The sequence below is a fragment of the Umezawaea sp. Da 62-37 genome (genome assembly GCF_032460545.1).
GTDB lineage: Bacteria > Actinomycetota > Actinomycetes > Mycobacteriales > Pseudonocardiaceae > Umezawaea.
This window is the reverse complement of sequence record NZ_CP135965.1, coordinates 685,714-706,868: the sequence shown is the minus strand read 5'-3', so window position 1 is coordinate 706,868 and position 21,155 is coordinate 685,714. Positions and strand designations below refer to the sequence as shown.

At 72.2% G+C, this 21,155-nt stretch carries 19 protein-coding genes; 9 read left to right on the top strand and 10 right to left on the bottom strand.

Going from position 1 to position 21,155, the window contains the following annotated elements; genetic code table 11:
• Positions 1-53 precede the first annotated feature (53 nt).
• On the bottom strand, positions 54-614 hold the full coding sequence (locus tag RM788_RS03005) for an isochorismatase family protein (RefSeq protein WP_315929930.1): 561 nt from the start codon (positions 612-614) through the stop codon (positions 54-56).
• 235 nt (positions 615-849) lie between these two features.
• On the opposite strand from RM788_RS03005, the gene RM788_RS03000 reads away from it, so the two are divergent.
• From RM788_RS03000 to RM788_RS02985, 4 genes are all read left to right on the top strand, one after another.
• Positions 850-2,154 carry a PP2C family protein-serine/threonine phosphatase gene (locus tag RM788_RS03000; RefSeq protein ID WP_315929929.1) on the top strand — a complete coding sequence of 435 codons (1,305 nt, stop codon included), beginning with the start codon at positions 850-852 and terminating at the stop codon, positions 2,152-2,154.
• Positions 2,151-3,158 carry a cobalamin B12-binding domain-containing protein gene (locus RM788_RS02995; protein ID WP_315929928.1) on the top strand — a complete coding sequence of 336 codons (1,008 nt, stop codon included), beginning with the start codon at positions 2,151-2,153 and terminating at the stop codon, positions 3,156-3,158. The genes RM788_RS03000 and RM788_RS02995 overlap by 4 nt, the downstream gene beginning before the upstream one ends.
• The gene (locus tag RM788_RS02990; protein WP_315929927.1) at positions 3,155-3,463 is read left to right on the top strand and encodes an STAS domain-containing protein; all 309 of its coding nucleotides are present in this window, start codon (positions 3,155-3,157) and stop codon (positions 3,461-3,463) included. Before RM788_RS02995 ends, RM788_RS02990 begins: the two co-directional genes overlap by 4 nt.
• 171 nt (positions 3,464-3,634) lie before the next feature.
• Positions 3,635-4,606: a serine hydrolase domain-containing protein gene (locus tag RM788_RS02985; protein WP_315929926.1), complete on the top strand. Its 972-nt coding sequence runs from the start codon at positions 3,635-3,637 to the stop codon at positions 4,604-4,606.
• Between the two features lie 19 nt (positions 4,607-4,625).
• On the opposite strand, the gene RM788_RS02980 is transcribed toward RM788_RS02985, so the two are convergent.
• Complete coding sequence (locus tag RM788_RS02980; protein WP_315929925.1) at positions 4,626-5,750, bottom strand: FAD-dependent oxidoreductase; 1,125 nt, start codon at positions 5,748-5,750, stop codon at positions 4,626-4,628.
• 95 nt (positions 5,751-5,845) lie between these two features.
• Here RM788_RS02980 and RM788_RS02975 point away from each other — a divergent pair, with 95 nt between their 5' ends.
• Positions 5,846-6,565 (top strand): TetR/AcrR family transcriptional regulator, encoded by a 720-nt coding sequence (locus RM788_RS02975; protein ID WP_315929924.1) that lies wholly within the window; start codon positions 5,846-5,848, stop codon positions 6,563-6,565.
• Here RM788_RS02975 and RM788_RS02970 read toward each other — a convergent pair.
• The 4 genes from RM788_RS02970 to RM788_RS02955 all read right to left on the bottom strand — a co-directional run bounded on the left by RM788_RS02970 (position 6,534) and on the right by RM788_RS02955 (position 9,866).
• Positions 6,534-6,734: a hypothetical protein gene (locus RM788_RS02970; protein WP_315929923.1), complete on the bottom strand. Its 201-nt coding sequence runs from the start codon at positions 6,732-6,734 to the stop codon at positions 6,534-6,536. The two genes, RM788_RS02975 and RM788_RS02970, sit on opposite strands and share 32 nt — an antisense overlap.
• 23 nt (positions 6,735-6,757) lie before the next feature.
• A complete protein-coding gene (locus RM788_RS02965; protein ID WP_315934967.1) occupies positions 6,758-7,762 on the bottom strand; it encodes a helix-turn-helix domain-containing protein in 1,005 nt (334 codons plus the stop codon).
• Positions 7,763-8,025: 263 nt separating this feature from the next.
• Positions 8,026-9,135 (bottom strand): Gfo/Idh/MocA family protein, encoded by a 1,110-nt coding sequence (locus RM788_RS02960; protein ID WP_315929922.1) that lies wholly within the window; start codon positions 9,133-9,135, stop codon positions 8,026-8,028.
• The gene (locus RM788_RS02955; protein WP_315929921.1) at positions 9,132-9,866 is read right to left on the bottom strand and encodes a sugar phosphate isomerase/epimerase family protein; all 735 of its coding nucleotides are present in this window, start codon (positions 9,864-9,866) and stop codon (positions 9,132-9,134) included. The genes RM788_RS02960 and RM788_RS02955 overlap by 4 nt, the downstream gene beginning before the upstream one ends.
• 672 nt (positions 9,867-10,538) lie before the next feature.
• Between RM788_RS02955 and RM788_RS02950 the strand changes: the two genes are divergently transcribed.
• Positions 10,539-12,809: a M4 family metallopeptidase gene (locus tag RM788_RS02950; RefSeq protein WP_315929920.1), complete on the top strand. Its 2,271-nt coding sequence runs from the start codon at positions 10,539-10,541 to the stop codon at positions 12,807-12,809.
• 154 nt (positions 12,810-12,963) lie between these two features.
• On the top strand, positions 12,964-13,545 hold the full coding sequence (locus tag RM788_RS02945) for a dihydrofolate reductase family protein (protein WP_315929919.1): 582 nt from the start codon (positions 12,964-12,966) through the stop codon (positions 13,543-13,545).
• Here RM788_RS02945 and RM788_RS02940 read toward each other — a convergent pair.
• The 3 genes from RM788_RS02940 to RM788_RS02930 are packed head-to-tail and all read right to left on the bottom strand — an operon-like array spanning position 13,523 to position 15,568.
• Positions 13,523-14,647, bottom strand: coding sequence for an MAB_1171c family putative transporter (locus RM788_RS02940; protein ID WP_315929918.1), 1,125 nt, complete (start codon positions 14,645-14,647; stop codon positions 13,523-13,525). The genes RM788_RS02945 and RM788_RS02940 overlap by 23 nt on opposite strands.
• Positions 14,640-15,134: a hypothetical protein gene (locus tag RM788_RS02935; RefSeq protein ID WP_315929917.1), complete on the bottom strand. Its 495-nt coding sequence runs from the start codon at positions 15,132-15,134 to the stop codon at positions 14,640-14,642. Before RM788_RS02935 ends, RM788_RS02940 begins: the two co-directional genes overlap by 8 nt.
• Positions 15,131-15,568 (bottom strand): helix-turn-helix domain-containing protein, encoded by a 438-nt coding sequence (locus RM788_RS02930; protein WP_315929916.1) that lies wholly within the window; start codon positions 15,566-15,568, stop codon positions 15,131-15,133. Before RM788_RS02930 ends, RM788_RS02935 begins: the two co-directional genes overlap by 4 nt.
• A 272-nt stretch (positions 15,569-15,840) precedes the next feature.
• On the opposite strand from RM788_RS02930, the gene RM788_RS02925 reads away from it, so the two are divergent.
• On the top strand, positions 15,841-16,257 hold the full coding sequence (locus tag RM788_RS02925; protein WP_315929915.1) for a peptidase inhibitor family I36 protein: 417 nt from the start codon (positions 15,841-15,843) through the stop codon (positions 16,255-16,257).
• Positions 16,258-16,269: 12 nt separating this feature from the next.
• On the opposite strand, the gene RM788_RS02920 is transcribed toward RM788_RS02925, so the two are convergent.
• Entirely contained in the window at positions 16,270-17,793 is a 1,524-nt protein-coding gene (locus RM788_RS02920; protein WP_315929914.1) for an alkaline phosphatase D family protein, read from the bottom strand.
• A 263-nt stretch (positions 17,794-18,056) separates the two neighbouring features.
• Between RM788_RS02920 and RM788_RS02915 the strand changes: the two genes are divergently transcribed.
• Positions 18,057-21,134, top strand: coding sequence for a type 2 lanthipeptide synthetase LanM family protein (locus RM788_RS02915; protein ID WP_315929913.1), 3,078 nt, complete (start codon positions 18,057-18,059; stop codon positions 21,132-21,134).
• Positions 21,135-21,155 lie beyond the last annotated feature (21 nt).

Here is a 21,155-nt window from a genome sequence, read left to right as displayed (position 1 = left end):
CCGGGCGGTGCTACGCGGCCGTGTGGCCGGAAGCACAGGGAGCGCGCGCACCGTCAGGACGTGCCGCTGAAGTCGACTTCCTTGGCCGCGACCGTGGCCGCCGTCCGCCCAGGAGCGGTCTGGAAGCTCCAGTACAGGTTCGTGTGCGCGATGACCTGCGCCACCGGCGGCGCGCCCCACGCCGACTTGTCGCCCGCCGTGTGCGCGTCGCCGACCAGGGTCACGTCGTAGCCCCTGGTGAACGCGCCGTGGATCGTGGAGCGGATGCACGCGTCCGACTCCGCGCCCGCCACGACGAGCCGCCCGACCGACAGGCCGGACAGCACCGCCTCGAGTTCGGTGGCCTCGAAGGCGTCGCCGTAGTTCTTCGCCACCAGCGGCTCGGTCTCGGCGGGCACCAGCTCGGGCACGATCCGCCAGTCGTCGCTCCCGCTCACCAGTTCGGCGTCCGAGTGCTGCACCCAGACGACGGGAACCCCTTCCTGCCGCGCCCGCTCGACCAGCCCGCCGATGGTCGCCAGGACCGCGTCGCGCTCGTGGGCCTCCGCGACGACGGCGTTCTGCACGTCGATCACGACGAGCGCGCTGTTCGGCCGGTTCTCGAGTGTGGTCATGTCTCCCCCTGCTGGTCCTGGACTACCGGTGTCGCAAGAAAGTAGACCCGGCCACCGACAATTTCCCGCCGAGGGTGTCATGAGCCCGGTCCGGGGCGCACGTCGACGAGCGGCGTTCGTCCGGCGGGTTCGAGGGGTTGGACCTCCGCTGAACGTCACTCCTCCGGATCGGTTCTCCCCTGGTCCCAGCGAGTACGGTTGCCCCCTGCTGTGCCGGGGGAGGAGCCACGTGACCGTGGACGGAGAAGTGACCCCCATCGCCGTGCGCGCGGCAACCGACGCACGCTCCGAGCGCGAGTTGCTCGCCAGGGCGCGGCTCCACGTCGAGCTGACGGCCACCCTGTCCGGTTCGCTCAACCTGCGGCGCACCGTGCTGCGCCTGCTGGACCTCATCACGCCGTCGATCGCCGACTGGGCGGTGCTGGCCCTGGTCGACAACTCGGGTGGAGTGGTCCTGCACGGCGGCCACGACCAGGCGTTCACCACCGCGTTGTCGAGGGTCGTGATCGAGGGCACGGGCATGGACCGGGTCCTGCGGTCCGGTCAGGACGAACTGCTGCACGTCGCCGTGGAACTGGACAGCACCGACGGCCTCGACACCATGATCCCGCATCGGCGACTGCGGGACGAGGCGGCGGGACTCCGCCCGGCCGACGTGCTGAGCCTGGCGTTGACGACGCGCGGCACCACGATCGGCGCGCTGGTCATGGTCCGCGGAGCAGGCCGCGGGTTCCCCGACCTGGACGTGGAACTCGCCGGGGTGATCGCGGCCCAGGCGTCGATCGCCCTGGACTCCGCCCGCCTCTACGAGGAGCGGGGCCGGGTCGCGTCCGTCCTCCAGGCCAGCCTGCGTCCGCCCGACCTGCCCCTGGTTCCCGGCGCCCGCGTCTCGGCCAGGTTCCGCCCCGCGGACGAGCGGATGGACATCGCGGGCGACTTCTACGACATCCACGGTTCCGGCGACGACTGGCTGCTGGTGCTGGGCGACGTGTGCGGCAAGGGCGTCGAGGCCGCGGTGCTCACCGGGCGGGCCCGGCAGAGCATCCGCACGGCGGCGTACTTCGACCGGCGTCCCTCGGTGGTGCTCGCCGCGCTCAACCACGTGCTGTGCGAGGTCCACTCCTCCCGCTTCGTCACCGTCGTGTGCGCGCGGTTCCGCCCCGCGGCGGACGGGCTGTCGGCCGAGGTCGACGTCTCGGTGGCCGGACACCCCGCGCCGATCCTGGTGCGCGCCGACGGCACGGTGGACCAGGTCGAGGTGGCGGGCATCGTCGCAGGCGTGATCGCCGACGCCTCCTACACCGACGTGCGGGTGACCATGCGGTCCGGCGACACCATGCTGATGTTCACCGACGGTGTGGACGAGGCCAGGGGATCCGACGGTTTCTACGGCATGGAACGGCTCCTGGCCCTGCTGCCGTCGTACGCGGGCGCTGGGCCGATGGCGCTGTGCGAGGCTGTGGAGCAGGACGTCGTCGAGTACCTGGACGGCCGTGCCCACGACGACATCGCGCTGCTCGCCGTGTCGTGCGGGACGTGACCGGCTTCGACCGCGCGCTGTCCGAGGTGGACGGCGAGGCCGCGGTCGCGGTGGTGCTGGGGCTCATCGCGGACGGCGCGGATCCGCTGGCGGTGCTCGTCGACGTCGTGGCCGCGGGTCAGCGGAGGGTCGGCGAACGCTGGCAGCGCGGGGAGTGGTCGGTGGCCAGGGAACACGCCGCGACCGGGGTCTCCGTGCTGGCCACCGAGGCGATCGCCCGCCACGCCGAACGGGTCCCGGTGACCAGGGGACGCGTCCTGGTGGCCTGCGCCGAACGCGAATGGCACCTGCTGCCCGCGCTGGTCATCAGCACCGCGATGCGGCTGCACGGGTGGGACACCGTCCTGCTCGGTGCCAGCACCTCGCCCGCCCGGCTGAGCCAGTACCTCCAGGACGTCGGCCCGGACGCGACGGCGGTGAGCTGCTCGGTCCTCGGCGCGCTGCCCACCACGCGCCGCTTCGTCGAAGCCAGCACCACCGCGGGCGTCCCGATCCTGGTCGGCGGCTCCGCGTTCGGCCCCGACGACCGGCGGGCCGTGGCGCTCGGCGCCACCGCATGGGCACCCGACGCCCACGGCGCCGTCGCGCTGCTGGACCACCTGCCCGCCGTGGTGCCCAAGGCCGTTCCGCTGCGCGGCGACCGCTTCGTCGAGCAGGCGGCCGTCGAACTGGGGCACAACCGCCTGGTGGAGGTCCTGCGCGGACGGTGGTCGGCCACGACGTCCGGCGGCGCGCCGTCGTTCGACGCCGCCTGCGGCGAGGCACTGCACCAGGCCGTGCACGCGGTGTCGGCGGCGCTGCTCACCGGCGACCCGCGGCCGATCCCGGACACCGCCTGGTGGATCGACCGGCTGCTCACCGCCCGCGGCGCGGACTCCCGGCTGGTGGCCGAGTTGGGCGCGGTACTGGCTCTCGCGGTGCGCGACTTCCCCGAGGCGCACGCCCTCGTCGTCGGCCACTGGCCCGGAGGTCTCCTCGTGCCCGAAGGGGAACGCGCGTCGTGACCGGGTTGTCGTGGGTCGTCGAGCACACCGGCGGCAGGGCCGTCGTGGCGGTCGGCGGCGCGCTGGACGTGACCACTTCGGCGGGGTTGGAGGCAGTGCTGCTCGCCCTCGCCGCCGAGTCCGACGTGCTGATCGACCTGCGCGCCCTGGAGTTCGCGGACTCCAGCGGCCTGAGCGCGTTCGTCGCCGCGTACAAGTGCGGTCTGCGCCACGGCAGGACCGTGACCCTCGACCCGGTGCCCCCGTTCCTGGTCCGGGTGCTCGGGGTGACCGGTCTGGACGCCGTCCTGCTCGCCGGGGGCTAGCTCTCCTCGGTGTCGGCCGCTCCGTTGTCCTTCCAGGAGCGGAGCCCGGTCGGGCGGGGGTGGGGTTTTCCGCAGGTATCCGTGCGGTGATCCTCATGGTGGGGCCGTCCGACGCACGCCAGCATTGACCGGGTGATCATCAGAAGTGCTGTCGTCGCAACGGTTCTGGCCATGTCGAGTGTGCTGGGTGATTGGGTGCAGGAGGGGTGGGTGTCCGGTGCGCTGCTCACCGTCGAGGACTCGGCGGGGGTGCGCGCGGACGCCGCCGGTGAGGCCGAGGTCGGCGGGTACTTCCGCATCGGGAGCGTGACCAAGACGTTCGTGGCGACGGTGGTCCTCCAGCTCGTGGACGAGGGCCGGGTCGGGTTGGACGACCCCGTGGGCGCGTACGTGGACGGCGTGCCGAACGGGGATCGGATGACGGTCCGGCAGGTGCTCAACCACACCAGCGGGCTGTACGACTACGCGCACGAGGAAGGCCTGTCGACCAACCGGTGGCGGGGTGCGGCCAGGTTCCGCGAGTACCGGCCCGCCGAACTGCTGGCGGTGGCGGCGTCGCGGGAGCCGTACTTCGAGCCCGGAGGCGGCTGGCACTACTCGAACACCAACTACGTCGTGGCCGGGATGCTGGTCGAACGGGTCACCGGACGGGCCTACGGCGAGGAGGTGCGGGCGCGGGTGCTGCGGCCGTTGGGGCTGGCGCACACCATCGTGCCGGGTCGGTGGGCCGGACTGCCGCTACCGCACGCCCACGGCTACACCGAGGTCGACGGGCAACGGGTCGACGCGACCCTGATGAACCCGTCGCTGGACTGGGCGGCAGGCGAGATGATCTCCACCGCGGATGACCTCAACCGGTTCTTCGACGCCCTGCTCGGCGGCGGGCTGACCAGCCCGGCCTCCCTCGCGGCCATGCGGCAGACCGTGCCGACCGGCACGATCTTCGCCTACGGCCTGGGTCTGCAGCGCTTCGACCTGCCGTGCGGGCGCTCGGTGTGGGGTCACGGCGGCGAGCTCATCGGCTACCTCACCTACGCCACCCGCGCCGACGACGGCCGCCGCGCCGCGCTGTCGTACAACCCGCTGGGCGAGGGCCTGCCGGGTGAGGACCTGATCGGGCTGTTCGGTTCCGTGTACTGCTGACGTCCGGAAGGTCGCAGCCTCAGGACGGTGCGGCTCCGGGGACGAAGGCGGGCAGTTTCGCGAGACTGCCGCGCACGGCCTCGGAGCCGTACTCGAACATCCGCCGCTCGTAGTCGTCGACCGCGCCGAGCAGGTCCCGGCGGCCCTGGTCGGCCTCGATCAGACGGCGGCGCAGCAGGTCGGCGTCGCGCAACGCGGTGTTCGCGCCGTTGCCGCCGGTCGGCGAGGTGGCGTGGATCGCGTCGCCGAGCAGCGTGACCGGGCCGGACGCCCAGCGCTCACCGGGCTCGACCACCCGGATGGACAGCAGCGCGCCGTTGTCCGGGTCGGCCTGCTCGACCAGCGCGCGCAGGTCGGGGTGCCACCCTCCCATCCTGGACAGCACGGCGTCCCGCGCGGTCAGGTCCTCCAGCGAACCGTTCGGCGGCAGGATCATGGCCCAGCGCACGTAGTCGCCGATGTCGGGCAGCGCGACCTCGGGGGCCAGGCGCTCGGCGGCCTGCTTCGGCGGGGTGCGGAAGCGCATCGCGCCGAGCAGCAGGCTGACGCCGTCGCCGGTGATCTTCGAGCCGTAGGCCCTGGACAGGCTCGCGAACTCGTCGGTCAGCGGGGTGCGGCCGATGACGAACCGGACGCCGGTGTCGGTCGGGGTGGTCCGCGGCGACAGCACCCCGCGGACCGCGGAGGTGACGCCGTCCGCGCCGACGAGCAGGTCGGCGGTGGCCGGGTCGCGGTGGGCGAACCGAGCTCGGACACGACCGTCGGCCAGCACGTCGTACCCGGTCAGCGCGGCGTCGGTGTGCACGGTGAGGCCGGTCAGCAACAGGTGTCGCAGCACCTGCCGGTCGACCACGACGCCGGTCCGGCCCGCGCCGAGCCTGCCGATCTCCTTCAGCCGCGGGTCCAGGACCAACTGCTCGGTGGAGGCGTCCATGACGATCTCATCCAGCAGGGGGTGCCAGCGCGTCGGCAGGCAGTCGCGCACCGCCTGGAACCCGGTCGGGTCCAGCACGAGCCGGTAGCCCTGGAACCGCGCGACGATCCCCGGATCGCGCTCGAACACGTCGACCCCGATCCCCGCACCACGCAGACCCTGCGCGAGGGCCAGCCCTCCCAGACCGGCTCCGACAACGGAAACCCGCACCGCACACCTCCACGACATCCACACGAACTTAGTTCGTCCAAGCGAACTGAGTTCTAGACGACGAACTTAGTTCGTGTCAAGTTAGAGTGGCCTTCATGTCCACCGAGCCCCGCCGGCACCGCGCAGCCCGCCACGCCCGACCCGCGGCTGAGGTCGCCGCGCCCGCGCCGCGCAAGAAGCCGATCACCGTCGAACGGATCACCGACGCCGCACTGGAGGTCGTCGCCGCCGAGGGGTACGACGCGCTGACCATCCGCCGGGTCGCCGCCGTGCTCGGCACCGGCCCGTCGTCGCTGTACGCGCACATCGTCAACAAGGACGACATCGACGACCTGCTGATCGGCAGGCTCTACGCCGGGGTCGTGCTCCCGGAACCGGACCCGGCCACCTGGCGCGGACAACTGGTCGGGGTGTACACGCAGATCCGCGACCTGTACCTGGAGTACCCCGGCGTCTCGCGCGCCGCACTGGCCATGGTGCCGACCAACCTGGAAACGCTGCGGGTCGGCGAGGGGATCCTGGCGATCCTGCTCGCCGGCGGCGTCGAACCGAGGACTGCCGGGTGGGCCCGCGACGCGCTGTCCCTCTACGTCAGCGCCTACGCGCTGGAGCAGTCGCTGGTCCGGCGGCGGCACCAGGGCCAGGAATGGGTGCTCGGCCACGAGGAGTTGCTGGACCGCTTCACCGCACTGCCCGCCGAGCAGTTCCCGAACACCCGACGCCACGCCGCCGAACTGGTCTCGGGTACCGGACCCGACCGCTTCGAGTTCGCCCTCGGCCTGCTCATGGGCGCTCTGCGGCCCGCGTCCGGTTGACCCGCCGCGCACGATGGCCGGTCGCGATGTCCTCCGCCCATCCGCTCGACTTCGCGTCCGGCACGTCGTGGAGGTGCTCCACCACCGACTTCATCGTGGCCGGGCTGCCCGTGGAGCGGATCACCGGCCACGACTGGGCGTGGGCATCGGGCATCGGGCGGATCGGCATCTGCGGCTCCGCCCCCGGCGGACCTACCAGCGGTTGCGGCGGAGTCTGCGCAACGCCAGCGCGACCGCCAGCCGCATCCGCCCGTCCGGCCCGGCGACCGGGTAGCCCAGCGCCTGGCCGAGCAGTTCCGCCCGGTTCTGCAACGTCGAGTGGTGCACGTGCAGCGCGACCGCCGCGCTCCGCAGGCTGGGTTCGGTCACCACGGCGGTGAGGGTGGCCAGGGCCCACGGGTAGGTCGGGACGACCCGGTCCAGCAGTGCCGTCTCGGCGACCGCGGCGGGGGAGTCGCACCCCTCGGCGAGCGCGAGGACGCCGCCCAGCGCGTCGACGTCCAGGTGGGTCGGCCCCGGCTCGTCCTCGGCGGTGAACCGCAGCGCGGTCCTGGCCTGCTGGTAGGACCGCGGGAGGTCCAGCGGTCCGACCGCGGGGCCGGTGGCCGAGCACTTCCCGAACGGTTCACGGGCCTGGTAGGCGGGTTCGACCACGACGTCGAAGTCCCCGATCCGCGCGGTGAGGGAGCGCGGGCCTGCGGCGGCGCCGATGCCGACGGTCACCGCGAACCTGGCGTCCTCGGCGAGCCCGAGGCGGCGGGCCGCGGTGGCGCGCGTGTTCTCGTCCGCGGTCTGGTCCAGCAGCAGTTCCACGGCCGCAGGGTCCACCGCTGGCGAACCCGCGCGGGTGCGGTCCAGCGCGACCGCGATCGCGGCGGCGAACCGCTCCACCAATACCCCGTCCAGTTCGGATCTCGCCCGGTCCACGTCGGACGGCCTTTCCAGCCACACCACGGCACCGTCGTGGTGGGCGGGCAGCGGCACCACGACCCCGGTGGGCTCACCGTCCGCCCGCCGCCCGTCCGGCAGCACCCGCATCCTCAGTCGGCGTCCGCGGTCGAGCAGTCCGGCGGGGCAGCCCGCGAGCACGGCGGCCGCCCTCACCGTCACCTCCAGCCCGGCACGGGCCTCGACGAGCGCGTCGAAGTGGGCGACCACCTGCGGCGCCGCCCCCGTGTCCGGATCCACCGATCGCATTCGCCCGGCCAGTTCACGCACTCGGGCCCCCCTTGTCGCAACCACCCTAGACCGGACGGCCTTCGAGGACGGTAGCGGCACGCGGCAGACTTTCGCCGATCACCCCGAAATTGTTCGGGACCCGTTCCCGCGGTTCCCCCGACGCGCTCGCCGGTCGGCACGAGGCGGGAAGGCGTTGGCGCGCAAGGGATCCGCGTGGCACCCGCCGATGGCGTGGGCCGAAGGGGAACGGGGCCCACCAGGTGAGTCCCCGTTCCTCCTCTTCAGAGCGTGCTCGCGCGCGGGTCCCAGTCCTCCGGCAGCGCGGGCGGCACGTCCACCGTGCTCGCCACGTCCACCGAGCGCCCGAGGGAGGCCGACTCGTCGATCGACAACATCGCGTCGAGCACGTGGTAGGCCAGCTCGCCGGACGCCCGTTCCACCGCCCCCGCCCGGATCGCGCGGGCCAGTTCCAGGACGCCGGTGCCGCGCGACGCCGAATGTCCTTGCGCCTCCAGTGCTTCCGGTTCGCCCCGACCGCCCAGGTGCAGTGCGGTCGACCCGTCGAAGGTGTTCGGGTCCGGCAGCACGGCCGTGCCGAGCGTGCCCCCGATCTCGACGAGCCCCGTGCGGACCACCGCCGAGTCGAAGCTCAGCACCAGCTGCGCCGAACCCCCGCCCGCGAACTCGACCAGCGCCATGACCGTCGTCGGCACCGTCACCGCGAACTCCGTGCCCGCGCGCGGCCCCTTGCCGATCACCCTGGTGTCCCGCGCCCGGCCGGAGGTGGCGGTGACCCGCCGGATCGGACCGAACAGCTGCACCAGCGTGGTCACGTAGTACGGCCCCATGTCCAGCAGCGGCCCGCCACCGGCCTGGAACAGGAACTCCGGCGCCGGGTGCCAGCTCTCCGGCCCCGGCGTCTGGAAGACCGCCAACGCGGTGCGCGGCTCGCCGATCCGCCCCGCCTCGATCGCCCGCCGCGCGGTCTGCAGACCCGCGCCGAGCACGGTGTCCGGGGCGCTGGCCACCCGCAGCCCCCGGTCGTTCGCGCGGTCGAGCAGCTCGCGCGCGGACTCCCGGTCCAGCGCCAGCGGTTTCTCGGTCCACACGTGCTTGCCCGCGTCCAGCGCGGTGAGACCGACCCCCACGTGCGCGGCCGGGATCGTCAGGTTGACGACGATCTCGACCGCCGGGTCGGCCAGCAGTTCGGCCACCCCACCGGACTTGGCGACGCCGTGCTTGGCGGCCTGCGCGGCGGCCCGCGCCGTGTCGAGGTCGGCCAACGCCAGCACCCGGACGTCGGGGAAGCCGGTGAGGTTCTCCAGGTAGGTGTCGCTGATGACCCCCGCGCCGATGACGCCGACGCCCACGGGGCCCGACGGCGTGCTCACCGGTCGGCTTCGGAGAAGTAGGCGCGGCTGGCGGCGATGCCCTCGAACACGTCGCCGTCGTAGGCGTCGAACTCGATCACGCGCAACGCCTGCGGCGCCGCCGCGAGCACCTCGGCCACGGGCACCCTGCCCCGGCCCGCCGGCACCTGGCCGGTGCCGTCGGTGGCCAGGTCGCCGTCCTTCACGTGGATCGCGTGCACCTTGGCGCCGAGGCGGCGCAGCAGCGCGGGCGCGTCCTCGCCGCCCGCGGTGGCCCAGTAGGTGTCCACCTCGAGCACGACGGCCGGGTCGAGCTGGTCGACGAACACCTCGAGCGCGCTGCGCCCGTCGATCCGGGACTCCAGTTCCCACCAGTGGTTGTGGTAGCCGATCCGCACCCCGTGCTTGGCCGCGACGGCCGCGGCCTCGTTGAGCGCGGCGGCCGTCGCGGAGATGTCCGCGGGGGCGCTCCACTTCTCGGCGTCGACGTAGGGGTCGATGACGACGCCGATGCCGCACTCGGCGGCCACGGCGAACACCGGGTCCTGGTCGACGCCGATGAGCTGAGCGTGGGCGGTGGGCGCGGTCAGGCCGTGTTCGGGAAGGCCCTTGCGCAGCACGTCGGCGTTCTGCGTCACGCCGTAGGGCTCGACGCGGGTGAAACCGAGCGCGGCGATCCGCCGCAAGGTGTCCGTCGGGTCCGCGGCGAAGGCGTCGCGGACGGAGTACAGCTGCACGGAGAGTGTGCTCATCCCGAACTCCCTGATGTCGGTGTGGAAGAGCTGTGGGAGCGCTCCCACACTTTTCTACCACACGGTAGAATTTGTCACCAGGGGTTCACGGTGGACCGCTGTCCCGGTAATCAGACCCTGTTACGACACCCCGTTCCGGTGCCGTTCCAAGATCGTTCTCCGAGTCCGTGGGTCATCGCGGAACAGTGGGCCATCCAGTTTTCCCATACACCCGGTGGATGGCATCTTGTCCTTTTTCGACCCTTTGTGCCCGTTGCCGGGATGGTTGATCGCACCTCGGGTTCGCGTTGCACCTCTTGGCGTATATCCAAAGAGGAAGAACAGGTACACGCTCGTCGGGCCGGTGTTGACCCGACGAACCCCCAGATGGGTTCCCCTGCGTCCGGGAGGATTTTCAGGGGTTCTCCGGAACCACGGGGGACAACCGCTGGACCAGGCACGACCGGGCCAGGCCGCCGTTCATCCGGCGGCCCGCTTCCGCATGCCCTTTTCATGTCGGAAAACTAGACGCACAAACACCTGTTAATAAGTCAGGACGGACGTCTGTTGATTCACGGGTAGGTACGGACGGATCCTGGTTTCCGCTCGTGGCAACACTTTCACCTCTAACCCGAACACGACCCTCCCTGGCAACTTGGGGTCGTGTTCGCCCTGCCCGGAGGAGTTTCACCGATGGAACTGAGACGCCCACTTGTCGTGGTCGCGACCAGTGCGATGGTCGCCGCCCTGTTCACCGCCACCACCGCCGCCCAGGCGCAGCCGTCCGCCAACGGGGTCCAGACGGCCGACGTCATGGCCGTCCAGGCCGCGTCGAGCCTGGTCGCGGACCGCCCGGCCGCGCTGCACGCCAGCACGGCGGACACCTTCGTCCAGCACGAGGTGATCTCCTCGACGAACGGGCTCAAGTACATCCCGTACGACCGCACCTACAAGGGGCTGCCGGTCGTCGGCGGCGACTTCGTCGTCGTCACGAACTCGACCGGTCAGGTGCTCGACACCTCGGTCGCGCAGGACACCACGATCAACCTCGCCAGCACCACCCCCAAGGTGGCCAAGGCGGACGCGGAGGCCACGGCGAAGGCCCAGCTGCCCACTGTGGACAGCGTCGGCGCCGCCCAGCTCGTCACCTACGCCCTGGGCACGCCCGCCCTCGCGTGGCAGAGCACGGTCGTCGGCCGCAACGCCGAGGGCCCCAGCAAGCTCGACGTCGTCGTGGACGCCGCCACCGGCAAGGTGCTCCACACGCAGGAGCACGTCATGCGCGGCACCGGCAACAGCGGCTGGAACGGTCCGGTCACGCTGAACACCACGCACGTCGGCACCACGTACTCCCTGAAGGACCCGACCCTCACCAACGTCAGCTGCCAGGACGCCGCTAACAACACGACGTTCAGCGGCACCGACGACGCGTGGGGCAACGGCACCGCGACCAACCGCGAGACCGGCTGCGTCGACGTCCTGTTCGCCGCGCAGACCGAGAGCAAGATGCTCACCCAGTGGTTGGGCCGCAACGGCTTCGACGGCTCGGGCGGCGGCTGGCCCATGCGCGTCGGCCTGAACGACCAGAACGCCTACTACGACGGCAGCCAGGTCCAGATCGGCAAGAACACGGCGGGCCAGTGGATCGGCTCCCTCGACGTCGTGGCGCACGAACTCGGCCACGGCATCGACGACCACACCCCCGGCGGCATCTCGGGCAGCGGCACGCAGGAGTTCGTCGCGGACGTCTTCGGCGCCTCGACCGAGTCCTTCGCGAACGAGTCCTCCCCGTACGACGTGCCGGACTTCCTGGTCGGCGAGACGATCAACCTCGTCGGCAGCGGCCCGATCCGCAACATGTACAACCCCTCCGCGCTCGGGCACGCCAACTGCTACTCCAGCTCGGTCCCCGGCTCCGAGGTCCACGCGGCCGCCGGTCCCGGCAACCACTGGTACTACCTGCTGGCCAACGGCTCCAGCCCGACCAACGGGCAGCCGACCAGCTCCACCTGCAACAGCTCCACGGTGACCGGTGTCGGCGTCCAGACCGCGATGAAGATCTTCTACAACGCGATGCTGATCAAGACCACCGGCAGCTCGTACCTGAAGTACCGCACCTGGACGCTGACCGCGGCGAAGAACCTCTTCCCCGGTAGCTGCACCGAGTTCAACAAGGTCAAGGCCGCCTGGGACGCCGTCAGCGTTCCCGCCCAGTCCGCCGACCCGACCTGCTCCGCGACCGGCACCGTCACGGTGACCAGCCCCGGCAACCAGTCCACCGCCACCGGCACCGCCGTCAGCCTGCCCCTCTCGGCCAGTGGCGGCACCGCGCCGTACACCTGGTCCGCGACCGGCCTGCCCGCCGGCCTGTCGATCAACGCCTCCACCGGCACCATCTCCGGCACCCCGACCACCGCGGGCACCTCCAGCGTCACGGTGACCGCGAACGACTCCGCCGCCCACAGCGGCACGGCGTCGTTCAGCTGGACGGTCGGCACCACCGGCGGCTGCTCGGGCCAGAAGCTGGTCAACCCCGGCTTCGAGTCCGGCGCCACCACCTGGACCGCCTCCAGCGGCGTCATCGGCCAGCACGGCTCCAGCGGCCAGGCCACCCACGGCGGCACCTGGAACGCGTGGATGAACGGCTACGGCACCGCCCGCACCGACACCCTGTCCCAGTCGGTCGCGATCCCGGCGGGCTGCCACGCCAGCCTGACGTTCTACCTGCACATCGACTCCGCCGAGACCACCGCCACGACCGCCTACGACAAGCTCACCGTCACCGGCGGCACCACCACCCTCGGCAGCTACTCCAACCTCAACAAGGCCACCGGCTACGTCCTCAAGACGATCGACGTGTCCTCGTTCGCGGGCTCGACCCTCGCGCTGAAGTTCAGCGGTGTCGAGGACAGCTCGCTGCAGACGTCCTTCGTCATCGACGACGGCGCCATCACGCTGAGCTGATCAGCTGACGCATGACCGACGGGGAGGCCGGGACACCGGCCTCCCCGTCCGGCTGTCCCGGTCGGAAGTGGTTCCGGCCGCGGTGTCGATCCGGCGCTCGCCCGTTCGTACAGGAGGTGACAGGCAGGAACGACGGAGCACGAGGAGCAGGACGATGGCGCGGATCGTGGTAGTCGAGAGCGTGTCCCTGGACGGCGTGGCCCAGGCGCCCGGACGTCCGGACGAGGACACCAGGGGCGGGTTCGGGCACGGCGGGTGGGCCGGGCCCTACGCGGACGGCACGGCGATGGCGAAGATGGGCGAGGGCATGGCCCGGACCACCGCGATGCTGTTCGGGCGGCGCACCTACGAGGACTTCTTCGGGTACTGGCCGAAGCAGACCGACGGCAACCCGTTCACCCCCGTGCTCGACAACGCCACCAAGCACGTCGCGTCGCGCACGCTGGAGGAGCCGCTGCCGTGGCGGAACTCCGTGCTGCTGGCGGGGGAGGCCGCGGACAGCGCGGCGGTGCTGAAGAAAGAGCTCGACGGCGACGTCGTCGTGCTCGGCAGCCTGGAACTCGTGCGCACGCTGGCGGCCGCGGGCCTGGTGGACGAGTACCTCCTCCTGATCCACCCGATCCTGCTGGGCACCGGGAAGCGGCTGTTCCCCGACGGCGGGCCGTCCGGCGGGCTGCGGCTGGTCGACAGCACCACGAGCACCACCGGCGTGGTCATCGCGACCTACCGGCCCTGACCCCCGCACACCGGGGCGCGGCCTCGTACCGGCGGTAGGCGAGCGACACCCGGCTCAGGAACGCGGTGTCGCTGTCGAGGTTCCCGCCGCCGGCCACCGGCGCCTCCGGTGTGCCGGGCGCGTCGCCCTCGGCGCGGGAACGCAGCGCGGAGGCCACTGCGACCGCCTCGACGACGGCCTCCAGCTGTTCCCCCTCGAACCCCGCCACCTCCGCCTGCTCACGGGCGTCGGCGGCGACGCCGGGCTTCCGATGGGGCTGCAACGCCAACAACCCGTCGCGGATCTCGATCACCCGCCGGTACAGCCGCGGCCGCAACCGGCCCAGCACCAGGACGTCCGGCAGGGTGGGAGGATCGAGGGCGATACCGGGATCGGCGCGGTACAGGGCGGTCCACAGTGGACCGAGCTGTCGGAAGAGCCGGTAGCGGCGCAGCCAGCCGACCGCCGCGGGGATCGCGGCGCCCAGCAGCACCAGCACGGTCGAGGCGGTGGGCAGCACCTTGCCCGTCACCGCCGCGTGGCTGAGCGGGTAGGCGAAGTCGATCCGCGAGATCGCCGTCCGGAGCACCTTGTGCACCAGGTACAGCCCCGAGCCCACCGCCCCGGCCGCGATCATCCGCAACCCCCACCGCAGGGCCGCGTCCCCCGCCATCCCGGCGTACCGCAGGCACAACCCCGCGATCCGGACCAGCCCCGGACCCTGCGCCACCAGGTACACCACGCAGTACTCCAGGATCCACGGCGACTGCGGCAGCAGGTCCGGCGCGAGCGCGAACAGCACGCACATCACCGCGAACCACCCGGCGATCCACCAGGCGTGCCACCGGGGACCCCGCGGCGACCCGTTCATCTGGGCCATGAACTCCAGTCCCGCCCACACGACGACCAGCATGGCCGCGTGCCCGACCAACCTCGCCAGGTCCGGAGCGCCGACGGCCGCACCCGCCGAGTACACCGCGGGGGTGAGCACGGTCAGCGACACCGCGAACCCCAGCAACACCCACCGCACCGACCGGCGTGGACCGTCCTCGCGCCTGCGCCGGGACAGGAACAGCAGCCAGGCCAGCACCGGTGGGCCGTACTGGCGCAGCAGCTCACCCATGGCCGTTGTCGTCCAGCGCGGCCCGGAGGCGGTCGGTCAGCGAACCGCCCGGCGACTCCCGCTGCCGGATCATCGTCGCGAGCGTCTCCGCCTCCCGCTCCTCGGCGCTCGAGTAGCCCGCCCTGCCCAGCACCCGGCTCACCATCCGCGGGTCGAGGCCGGGCAGCAGCAGCCGGGCCTGCTCGGCGATGGTCGTCGACACCGGGTAGTGGTCGCACAGCACGTGGCTCAGCTCGTGCAGGATGATGTGCTCCCGGTGCGGAAGCGTCGTCTCCTGCTCGTAGAAGACCAGGTCCGCGGTGTCGGTGGCCACCCACAGCCCGCACACCCCGGTCAGCCCCGGCATCGGGATCAACCGCATCGGCCGTTCGCGCCGCGCCGCGACCTGCTCGCACAGCGCGTGGGCGTCGAACGGCACGGGTAACGGCAGGTCGCGCAGCACCGCCGCGCACCGCTTGCGGAGGCGCCGCCCGCGCAACCCCCTCACGGGGTCGCGTCCGGCGTGGGCTTGGGCAGTCCTTCCAGTTCGCGCACCCGGTCGACCATCTCGGTGATCGCCTCCAGGCTCTTGGGGGACAACCCGTTGACGCGCAGGGCGATCTGCCGGATCGGCGCGTCGCGCAGCGCGGTCAGCAGCGCCAGCTCGGTGTCGATGCGCTCGGTCTCGGCGTCGTCGAAGAAGTACGCGGGCGGAACGCCGAAGAAGCCCGCCAGCACCTCGAGGTGCCGCTTGGTCGGGTTGTCGCGCAGGCCCTTGCGCAGCTGCCAGAGGTAGGTCGCCGAGATGGTCGGGCCGCCCTTCGCCCGGATGGCCTCCGCGACCTCCTCGAACGAGTACTCGCCGCCGGTGCGCGGGTGGACGGTGCGGAACAGGTGGTCCACCTTCGCGGCGAGGGTCCGCTCGCCGGCGTTGTCGGGCATGGGGCGAGTCTAAGCCACCAGCTCAGATGAATGTGAAAAAGGCTTTCCCTCCATCCAGGTTGACGATCGGGTTCATCTCAGCTTACGCTCGAATGGATCGCGTCAGCTGGTGTGAATGGCGGGCGCGGGAGGGGATGGGTCAGGGGGGTCAGAAGGGGATGAGGGGATCGGTGTGCCCGGTCCGATCGGTGCGAAGCCGGGGGGTTTCGCGCAAGACCGGGCAGCCGTTCCCCTGCACGTGGAATTCGTGTTGTCACAAGGGGAGGAAAAGCATGTTCGCGTTCAATCGAAAGTTCGGCCAGGCTGCTTTCGCGGTCGTGGGGGCCGCAATGCTGGTGATGTCCGGTACGACCAACGCGTCCGCAGCGGCGCGCAACGGTGTGTGCGACTCAGGAGAGTTCTGCTACTACTGGGGTGCCAACAACACCGGGTCGATCTCGGACTTCACCACTTCCGTGCCGGACTACGGCACGACGCAGCCGACCTGCTACGACTTCAAGGGGCCCGGTACTGGTCAGGGGCAGTGCATCAAGAACAACGCCAGGTCCGTCTGGAACCGCACGAGCGGGATCGTCCGCGTGTACTACAACTCCAACTACGGCGGGACGTTCCAGCCCATCGCAGCGGGCTACAAGGGCAATCTGAACAGCACGCTCTCGGACAACAACGCGTCCCACAAGTTCCTGTAGATCCCGTTCCGGCTAAACGGGATTGAGCCTCGGCACCCGGTCCTCGACAACGAAGGACGCTTTGGTCGAGACCGGGGCGCCGGGGCGGGAAACGCGGTCGAGTCCGCGGTAGTCCACCCGCACCTCGTCGGCGGAGAAACTGGTGCGCACGTATCCGCGCCTGTTGTTGAAGTACTTGATGTGCGGGTTCTCCGCGAACCACTCGGGGGTTTCCGGGTAGACCTCGGACCCGTCGCCGCCGGACGTGATGGACGTCCCGGCGATCTCGGTGCCCGCCGTCCGCGACGCCGGGTCGTCCCAGCGCTCCTTGATCTCCGCCCCCCAAGCGGCGTGCACGTCGCCGGTCAGCACGACGGCGTTGCGCACCGAGGAGAAGCCGGCGACGACCCGGTCGCGGTCGGCGGCGTAGCCGTCCCAGGCGTCCAGGTTGGTCGCCTCCACGGGGCCGCGGGTGTGGTCGTACTGGGAGAAGAACACCTGCTGGCCCAGCACGTCCCAGCGTGCCGACGAGTTCCGGAACCCGTCCAGCAGCCACTTCTCCTGTTCGGCGCCGAGCATCGTCCGGCTCGGCTCCCAGCGTTCCGGGCAGGGTTTGATGCCGTCCCCGCAGGCTTGGTCGTCGCGGTACTGCCGGGTGTCGAGCATGTGGAACGTCGTCAGCCCGCCCCAACCGACGCGCCGGTAGAGCCGCAGGTCGAAGCCCCGCGGTTTGCTCCGGATCGGCATGTTCTCGTAGTAGGCCTGCGCGGCCGCCGCCCGGCGGGCGGGGAAGTCGGGCTGCGGGATCTCGGGCTTGCTGTAGTGGGAGCCCGCCCAGTTGTCGGCCACGTCGTGGTCGTCCCACACGACCACCCAGGGCGCGACCGCGTGCGCCGCCCGCAGGTCGGCGTCGGACTTGTACTGCGCGTACCGGTGCCGGTAGTCCGCCAGCGTCACCGTTTCCGGCCCGTCCACGTCGCGGACGTTGCCGTCGGGCGCCACGTGCACGCCCTTGCGGTACTCGTACTGGTAGTCCCCGAGGTGCAGCACCAGGTCCGGTTCGTCCTCGGCGAGCCGCCGGTAGGCCGTGAAGTAGCCGTGCTCGTACTGGGCGCACGACGCGAACGCCATGCTCAGCGGCGTGGTCATCGTCCCCGGCGCGGGCGTCGTCCTGGTCCGGCCGGTCTGCGAGAGGTGCCCTTCGGTGGCGAAGCGGTAGAAGTACTCCCGGCCCGCCTCCAGCCCGCCGACCTCCACGTGGACGCTGAACCCGGACTCGGGCCGGGCCCACTCGCTGCCGCGCCGCACCACCTGCCGGAACCGCTCGTCCGCGGCCAGTTCCCACTTCACCTCGACCACCCGCGACGGCATCCCGCCAAGGCCGTTCCCGGCGAGCGGGTACGGCGCGAGCCGCGTCCACAGCACGACGCCGTCCGGCGTCGGATCACCGGAGGCGACGCCGAGCGTGAACGGGTCGACCACCCGTGCCGACCCCGCCCCCAGTGCCGTGAGCGCCACGACGCCGGTGATCAGCGCACGCCGCGACACGGTTCCCATGCCCTCAATACGGTTCGGCGGCGCCCGCGGTTCGGAAATCCGGCCACGGGTTTTCGGCGGGTCCACCGCCCCCGGTGGCCCCGGCTCGGAGGAGAGCGCTTTCCGATGGCTGACCCGATCATCCCGCCACTGCCGGCCAAGTGCGAGAACCGTTCCGGTGCAACGATTCAGGGATTCCACGCCTGGTGGGAGAGGTCGGTTTCCCCCGAACGCCGATCTCCTGTATCCATGGGCGTCGGCTCCACTCCTTATGTGGTGCACGAGTGGAGACGCCGTCGACCGGGGAGGCCCTGCGCGGGGTCGGAGGGGCTGGGGTGGACGCGGGCGGATGGGACGCGGGCTGGTGGTTCGGCGGCAGGACGCTGACCGAGGGACTGGCCTCCGAAGTCGGGACCGGGGCCGTCGTGTCGGAGGCCGCCGAACGGCGTGCGCGCGTCCGGCTGGACCGGTGGCGCGCCGAGCACGGCTCCGCCCGGCGCCTGGCCTCGGTGGGGGTCGACGAGGACGACCTGCTGCGGCTGCTCCGCGAGCGCTCAGCGGGAGGGCCGAAACCCGCATGGGCCGTCGAGGTCGAGCGGGTGGTCGACCGCGCGGTCGGACCGGCGGTCGTGGACGGCGGGTCGTGGCAGAGCGCGTTCGGGGTCGTGGTGAAGCCGTTCGCGCAGGACGCCCGGAGCCGGGTGGCCGCGGAGGTCGCCGACCTCGGGCCGGAGGTCTTCGTGGACGCCGACGAGGTGGTCGACCGGTTCGCGGACGCCCTGCGCCGCACCCTCGTGTGGACGGCCACGCGGACCCTCGTGCTGGAGCTCAACGTGGCGCGGGTGACCGGGCTGCTCGACGGCGACTCGCCGGAGGACCGGTTCGCCGCGTTCGCCCGGCGCACGGGCACCCGCGCGGGGCGCACGGCGCTGCTGACCGAGTACCCCGTGCTGGCCCGCCTGCTGTGGCAGAACGCCGACCTCGCCGCCGCCGCGTTCACCGAACTCCTGCACCGGTACGCCGCCGACCGCGCAGACATCGTCGGCGGGCTGCTCGGCGGCCGCGATCCCGGACCGCTGGCACGGGTGGACACCGGGACGGGCGACACGCACCGCGGCGGCCGGTCCGTCGCGGTCCTGGCCTTCGCCGACGGCACCCGAGTGGTCTGCAAGCCGCGTCCTCCAGCCGTGCACCGGCACTTCAACCAGGTCGTCACGTGGCTGAACTCGGTGCTGCCGGGGCTGGACCTGCGCACGCTGGGCGTGCTCGACCGAGGCGACTGGGCGTGGGCGGAGTTCGCGGCGCACCACCAGGTGTTCGACATCGCCCAGGTCGGGCTGTTCCACCACCGGCAGGGCGCGCTGCTAGCCCTGCTGCACGTGCTCGACGGCACCGACCAGCACTTCGAGAACCTCGTGGCGTGCGGCGACCAGCCCGTGCTGGTGGACGTGGAGACGCTGTTCCACCCCGTGTGGCCGCACCGCGACCTGGTGGACGACCCGGCGGCCCGCGCGCTGGAGTCGTCCGTGCTGCGCACCGCGCTGCTGCCGCGCCCGACGGCCGGTGCGAACGGCGTGCTGGACATCTCCGGTGTGGGCGGTGACCAGGGGGCCGTGCTGCCCGACGACGTCGTCGGGTTCGACGGCGCGGGCACCGACCGGATGCGCCTCGTGCGCGCGCCGGAGGTGTTCGCCGGAGCGGAGAACCGGCTCCGGCTGGACGGGGTGGCCGTCGATCCGGGGGAGTACGTCGAACACCTGGTGGCCGGGTTCCGCGCGGCCTACGACGCCGTGCGCGCCCACCGGTCCGACCTGCTCGCCCCCGGTGGGCCGCTGGACGCGTTCGCGACCGACGTGGTCCGGGTGATCGTGCGCGACACCGCCGAGTACGGGCGCCTGCTCGACGAGTCCACCCACCCCGACGTGCTGCGCGACGCGCTCGACCGGGACCGCGTCCTTGGCCACCTGTGGACCTCGGAGGCCGACCCGTCGCGCGAACGGCTGGTCGAGCACGAGCTGGCCGACCTGTGGGCGGGTGACATCCCGCTGTTCACCACCACGCCCACCTCGCGCGACATCCTGACCGCGAGGGGGATCCGCGTCCCGGACGCGCTCGGGGAGACCGGTCTCGACCGGGTGCGGAGGAAGGTCGAGGCGATGGGGCCTGCCGACCTGCGGACGCAGGAGTGGGTGCTCCGCGCGTCCTTCGCCACCCGCGGCGCCCACCCGGCCCGGCCGCGGCCGCGCGGACGGACGACGGAAGACCGCCCCGACCCGGAACGCCTGCTGGCGGCGGCGCGCGCCATCGCCGACACCCTCGTGGCCGACGCGCACGACGACGGCCGACGGGTCAACTGGATCGGCCTGGAGCACGACCGGTCGTGGGAGGTCCGTCCCCTCGGCGCGAGCGTGACCAGCGGTTTCCCCGGCGTCGCGCTGTTCCTCGGACAGCTCGCCGGGATCACCGGCGACCGGCGCTGGGCGGAGGCGGCCCTGCGGTCGGTCAGCCAGGTGCCGTCACTGCTCGACCGGCTCGGGCGGGCGGAGGCCGCCGTGCCCACCGGGTTCGCCGGCCTCGGTGGTCTGGCCTACGCCCTCGCGCACCTGGCCGCGCTCCTGGACGACCCGGACCTGCGCGACTGGACCGCGACGGCGGTGGACGTCGCCGCGGCGCAGGTCGGCCGTGACGGGGCGGACGACCTGATGGGCGGCACCGCCGGGTGCCTCGCCGCGATGCTCGCGGTGCACCGCACGACCGGTCTCGACTCCGCCTGGCGCGCGGCCACGGCGTGCGCGGGGCTGCTCGAACGCGCCGCCGACCCGTCGACGACCGGGTTCGCCCACGGTGGCGCCGGGATGGCGTGGGCGTTGTGGCGGTTCGCCGTGGCCGACGGCGGACCTCGCCGCGAACCCGTGTTCGCCGACAGCGCCGACAGCGCGGAAGGCGATGACGGCACGTGGTGCCGCGGAGCCGCCGGTGTCGGGCTCGCCTGCGCCGACGTCCTCGCGCTGCACCCGGATCCCCGCACGGCCGAGGCGTTCGACCGGGCCGTCGACGACGTGCTGCGCCGACCGCCCGCGGCCGACCACAGCCTGTGCCACGGCGAACTGGGCGCGCTGGAGCTGATCACCACGGCCGCCGCGCGCGGCCACGAGGCCGCCACCGCCCAGGCGCCGCGCCGGATCGGCGGGTTGCTGTCGTCGATCGACCGGAGCGGGCCGGTCGCGGGCACCCCGAACGGGGTGCGCACACCGGGGCTGCTCACCGGCCTCGCCGGGATCGGCCACGGACTGCTCAGGCTCGGGTTCCCCGACCGGGTGCCCGCGGTCCTGCTCCTCGACGCGGCCCGGCCGCGCCACTGAACCCCCGGGCGGCACCAGACC

What these genes read in the sequence shown, in the direction of transcription:
- RM788_RS02940 (WP_315929918.1), bottom strand. Translation starts at nt 14,647, where the DNA reads ATGGGTGAGCTGCTGCGCCAGTACGGCCCACCGGTGCTGGCCTGGCTG.
- RM788_RS02970 (WP_315929923.1), bottom strand. Translation starts at nt 6,734, where the DNA reads ATGCCGATCCGCCCGATGCCCGATGCCCACGCCCAGTCGTGGCCGGTG.
- RM788_RS03005 (WP_315929930.1), bottom strand. Translation starts at nt 614, where the DNA reads ATGACCACACTCGAGAACCGGCCGAACAGCGCGCTCGTCGTGATCGAC.
- RM788_RS02920 (WP_315929914.1), bottom strand. Translation starts at nt 17,793, where the DNA reads ATGGGAACCGTGTCGCGGCGTGCGCTGATCACCGGCGTCGTGGCGCTC.
- RM788_RS02930 (WP_315929916.1), bottom strand. Translation starts at nt 15,568, where the DNA reads ATGCCCGACAACGCCGGCGAGCGGACCCTCGCCGCGAAGGTGGACCAC.
- RM788_RS02945 (WP_315929919.1), top strand. Translation starts at nt 12,964, where the DNA reads ATGGCGCGGATCGTGGTAGTCGAGAGCGTGTCCCTGGACGGCGTGGCC.
- RM788_RS02985 (WP_315929926.1), top strand. Translation starts at nt 3,635, where the DNA reads ATGTCGAGTGTGCTGGGTGATTGGGTGCAGGAGGGGTGGGTGTCCGGT.
- RM788_RS02965 (WP_315934967.1), bottom strand. Translation starts at nt 7,762, where the DNA reads ATGCGATCGGTGGATCCGGACACGGGGGCGGCGCCGCAGGTGGTCGCC.
- RM788_RS02950 (WP_315929920.1), top strand. Translation starts at nt 10,539, where the DNA reads ATGGAACTGAGACGCCCACTTGTCGTGGTCGCGACCAGTGCGATGGTC.
- RM788_RS02925 (WP_315929915.1), top strand. Translation starts at nt 15,841, where the DNA reads ATGTTCGCGTTCAATCGAAAGTTCGGCCAGGCTGCTTTCGCGGTCGTG.
- RM788_RS02975 (WP_315929924.1), top strand. Translation starts at nt 5,846, where the DNA reads ATGTCCACCGAGCCCCGCCGGCACCGCGCAGCCCGCCACGCCCGACCC.
- RM788_RS02955 (WP_315929921.1), bottom strand. Translation starts at nt 9,866, where the DNA reads ATGAGCACACTCTCCGTGCAGCTGTACTCCGTCCGCGACGCCTTCGCC.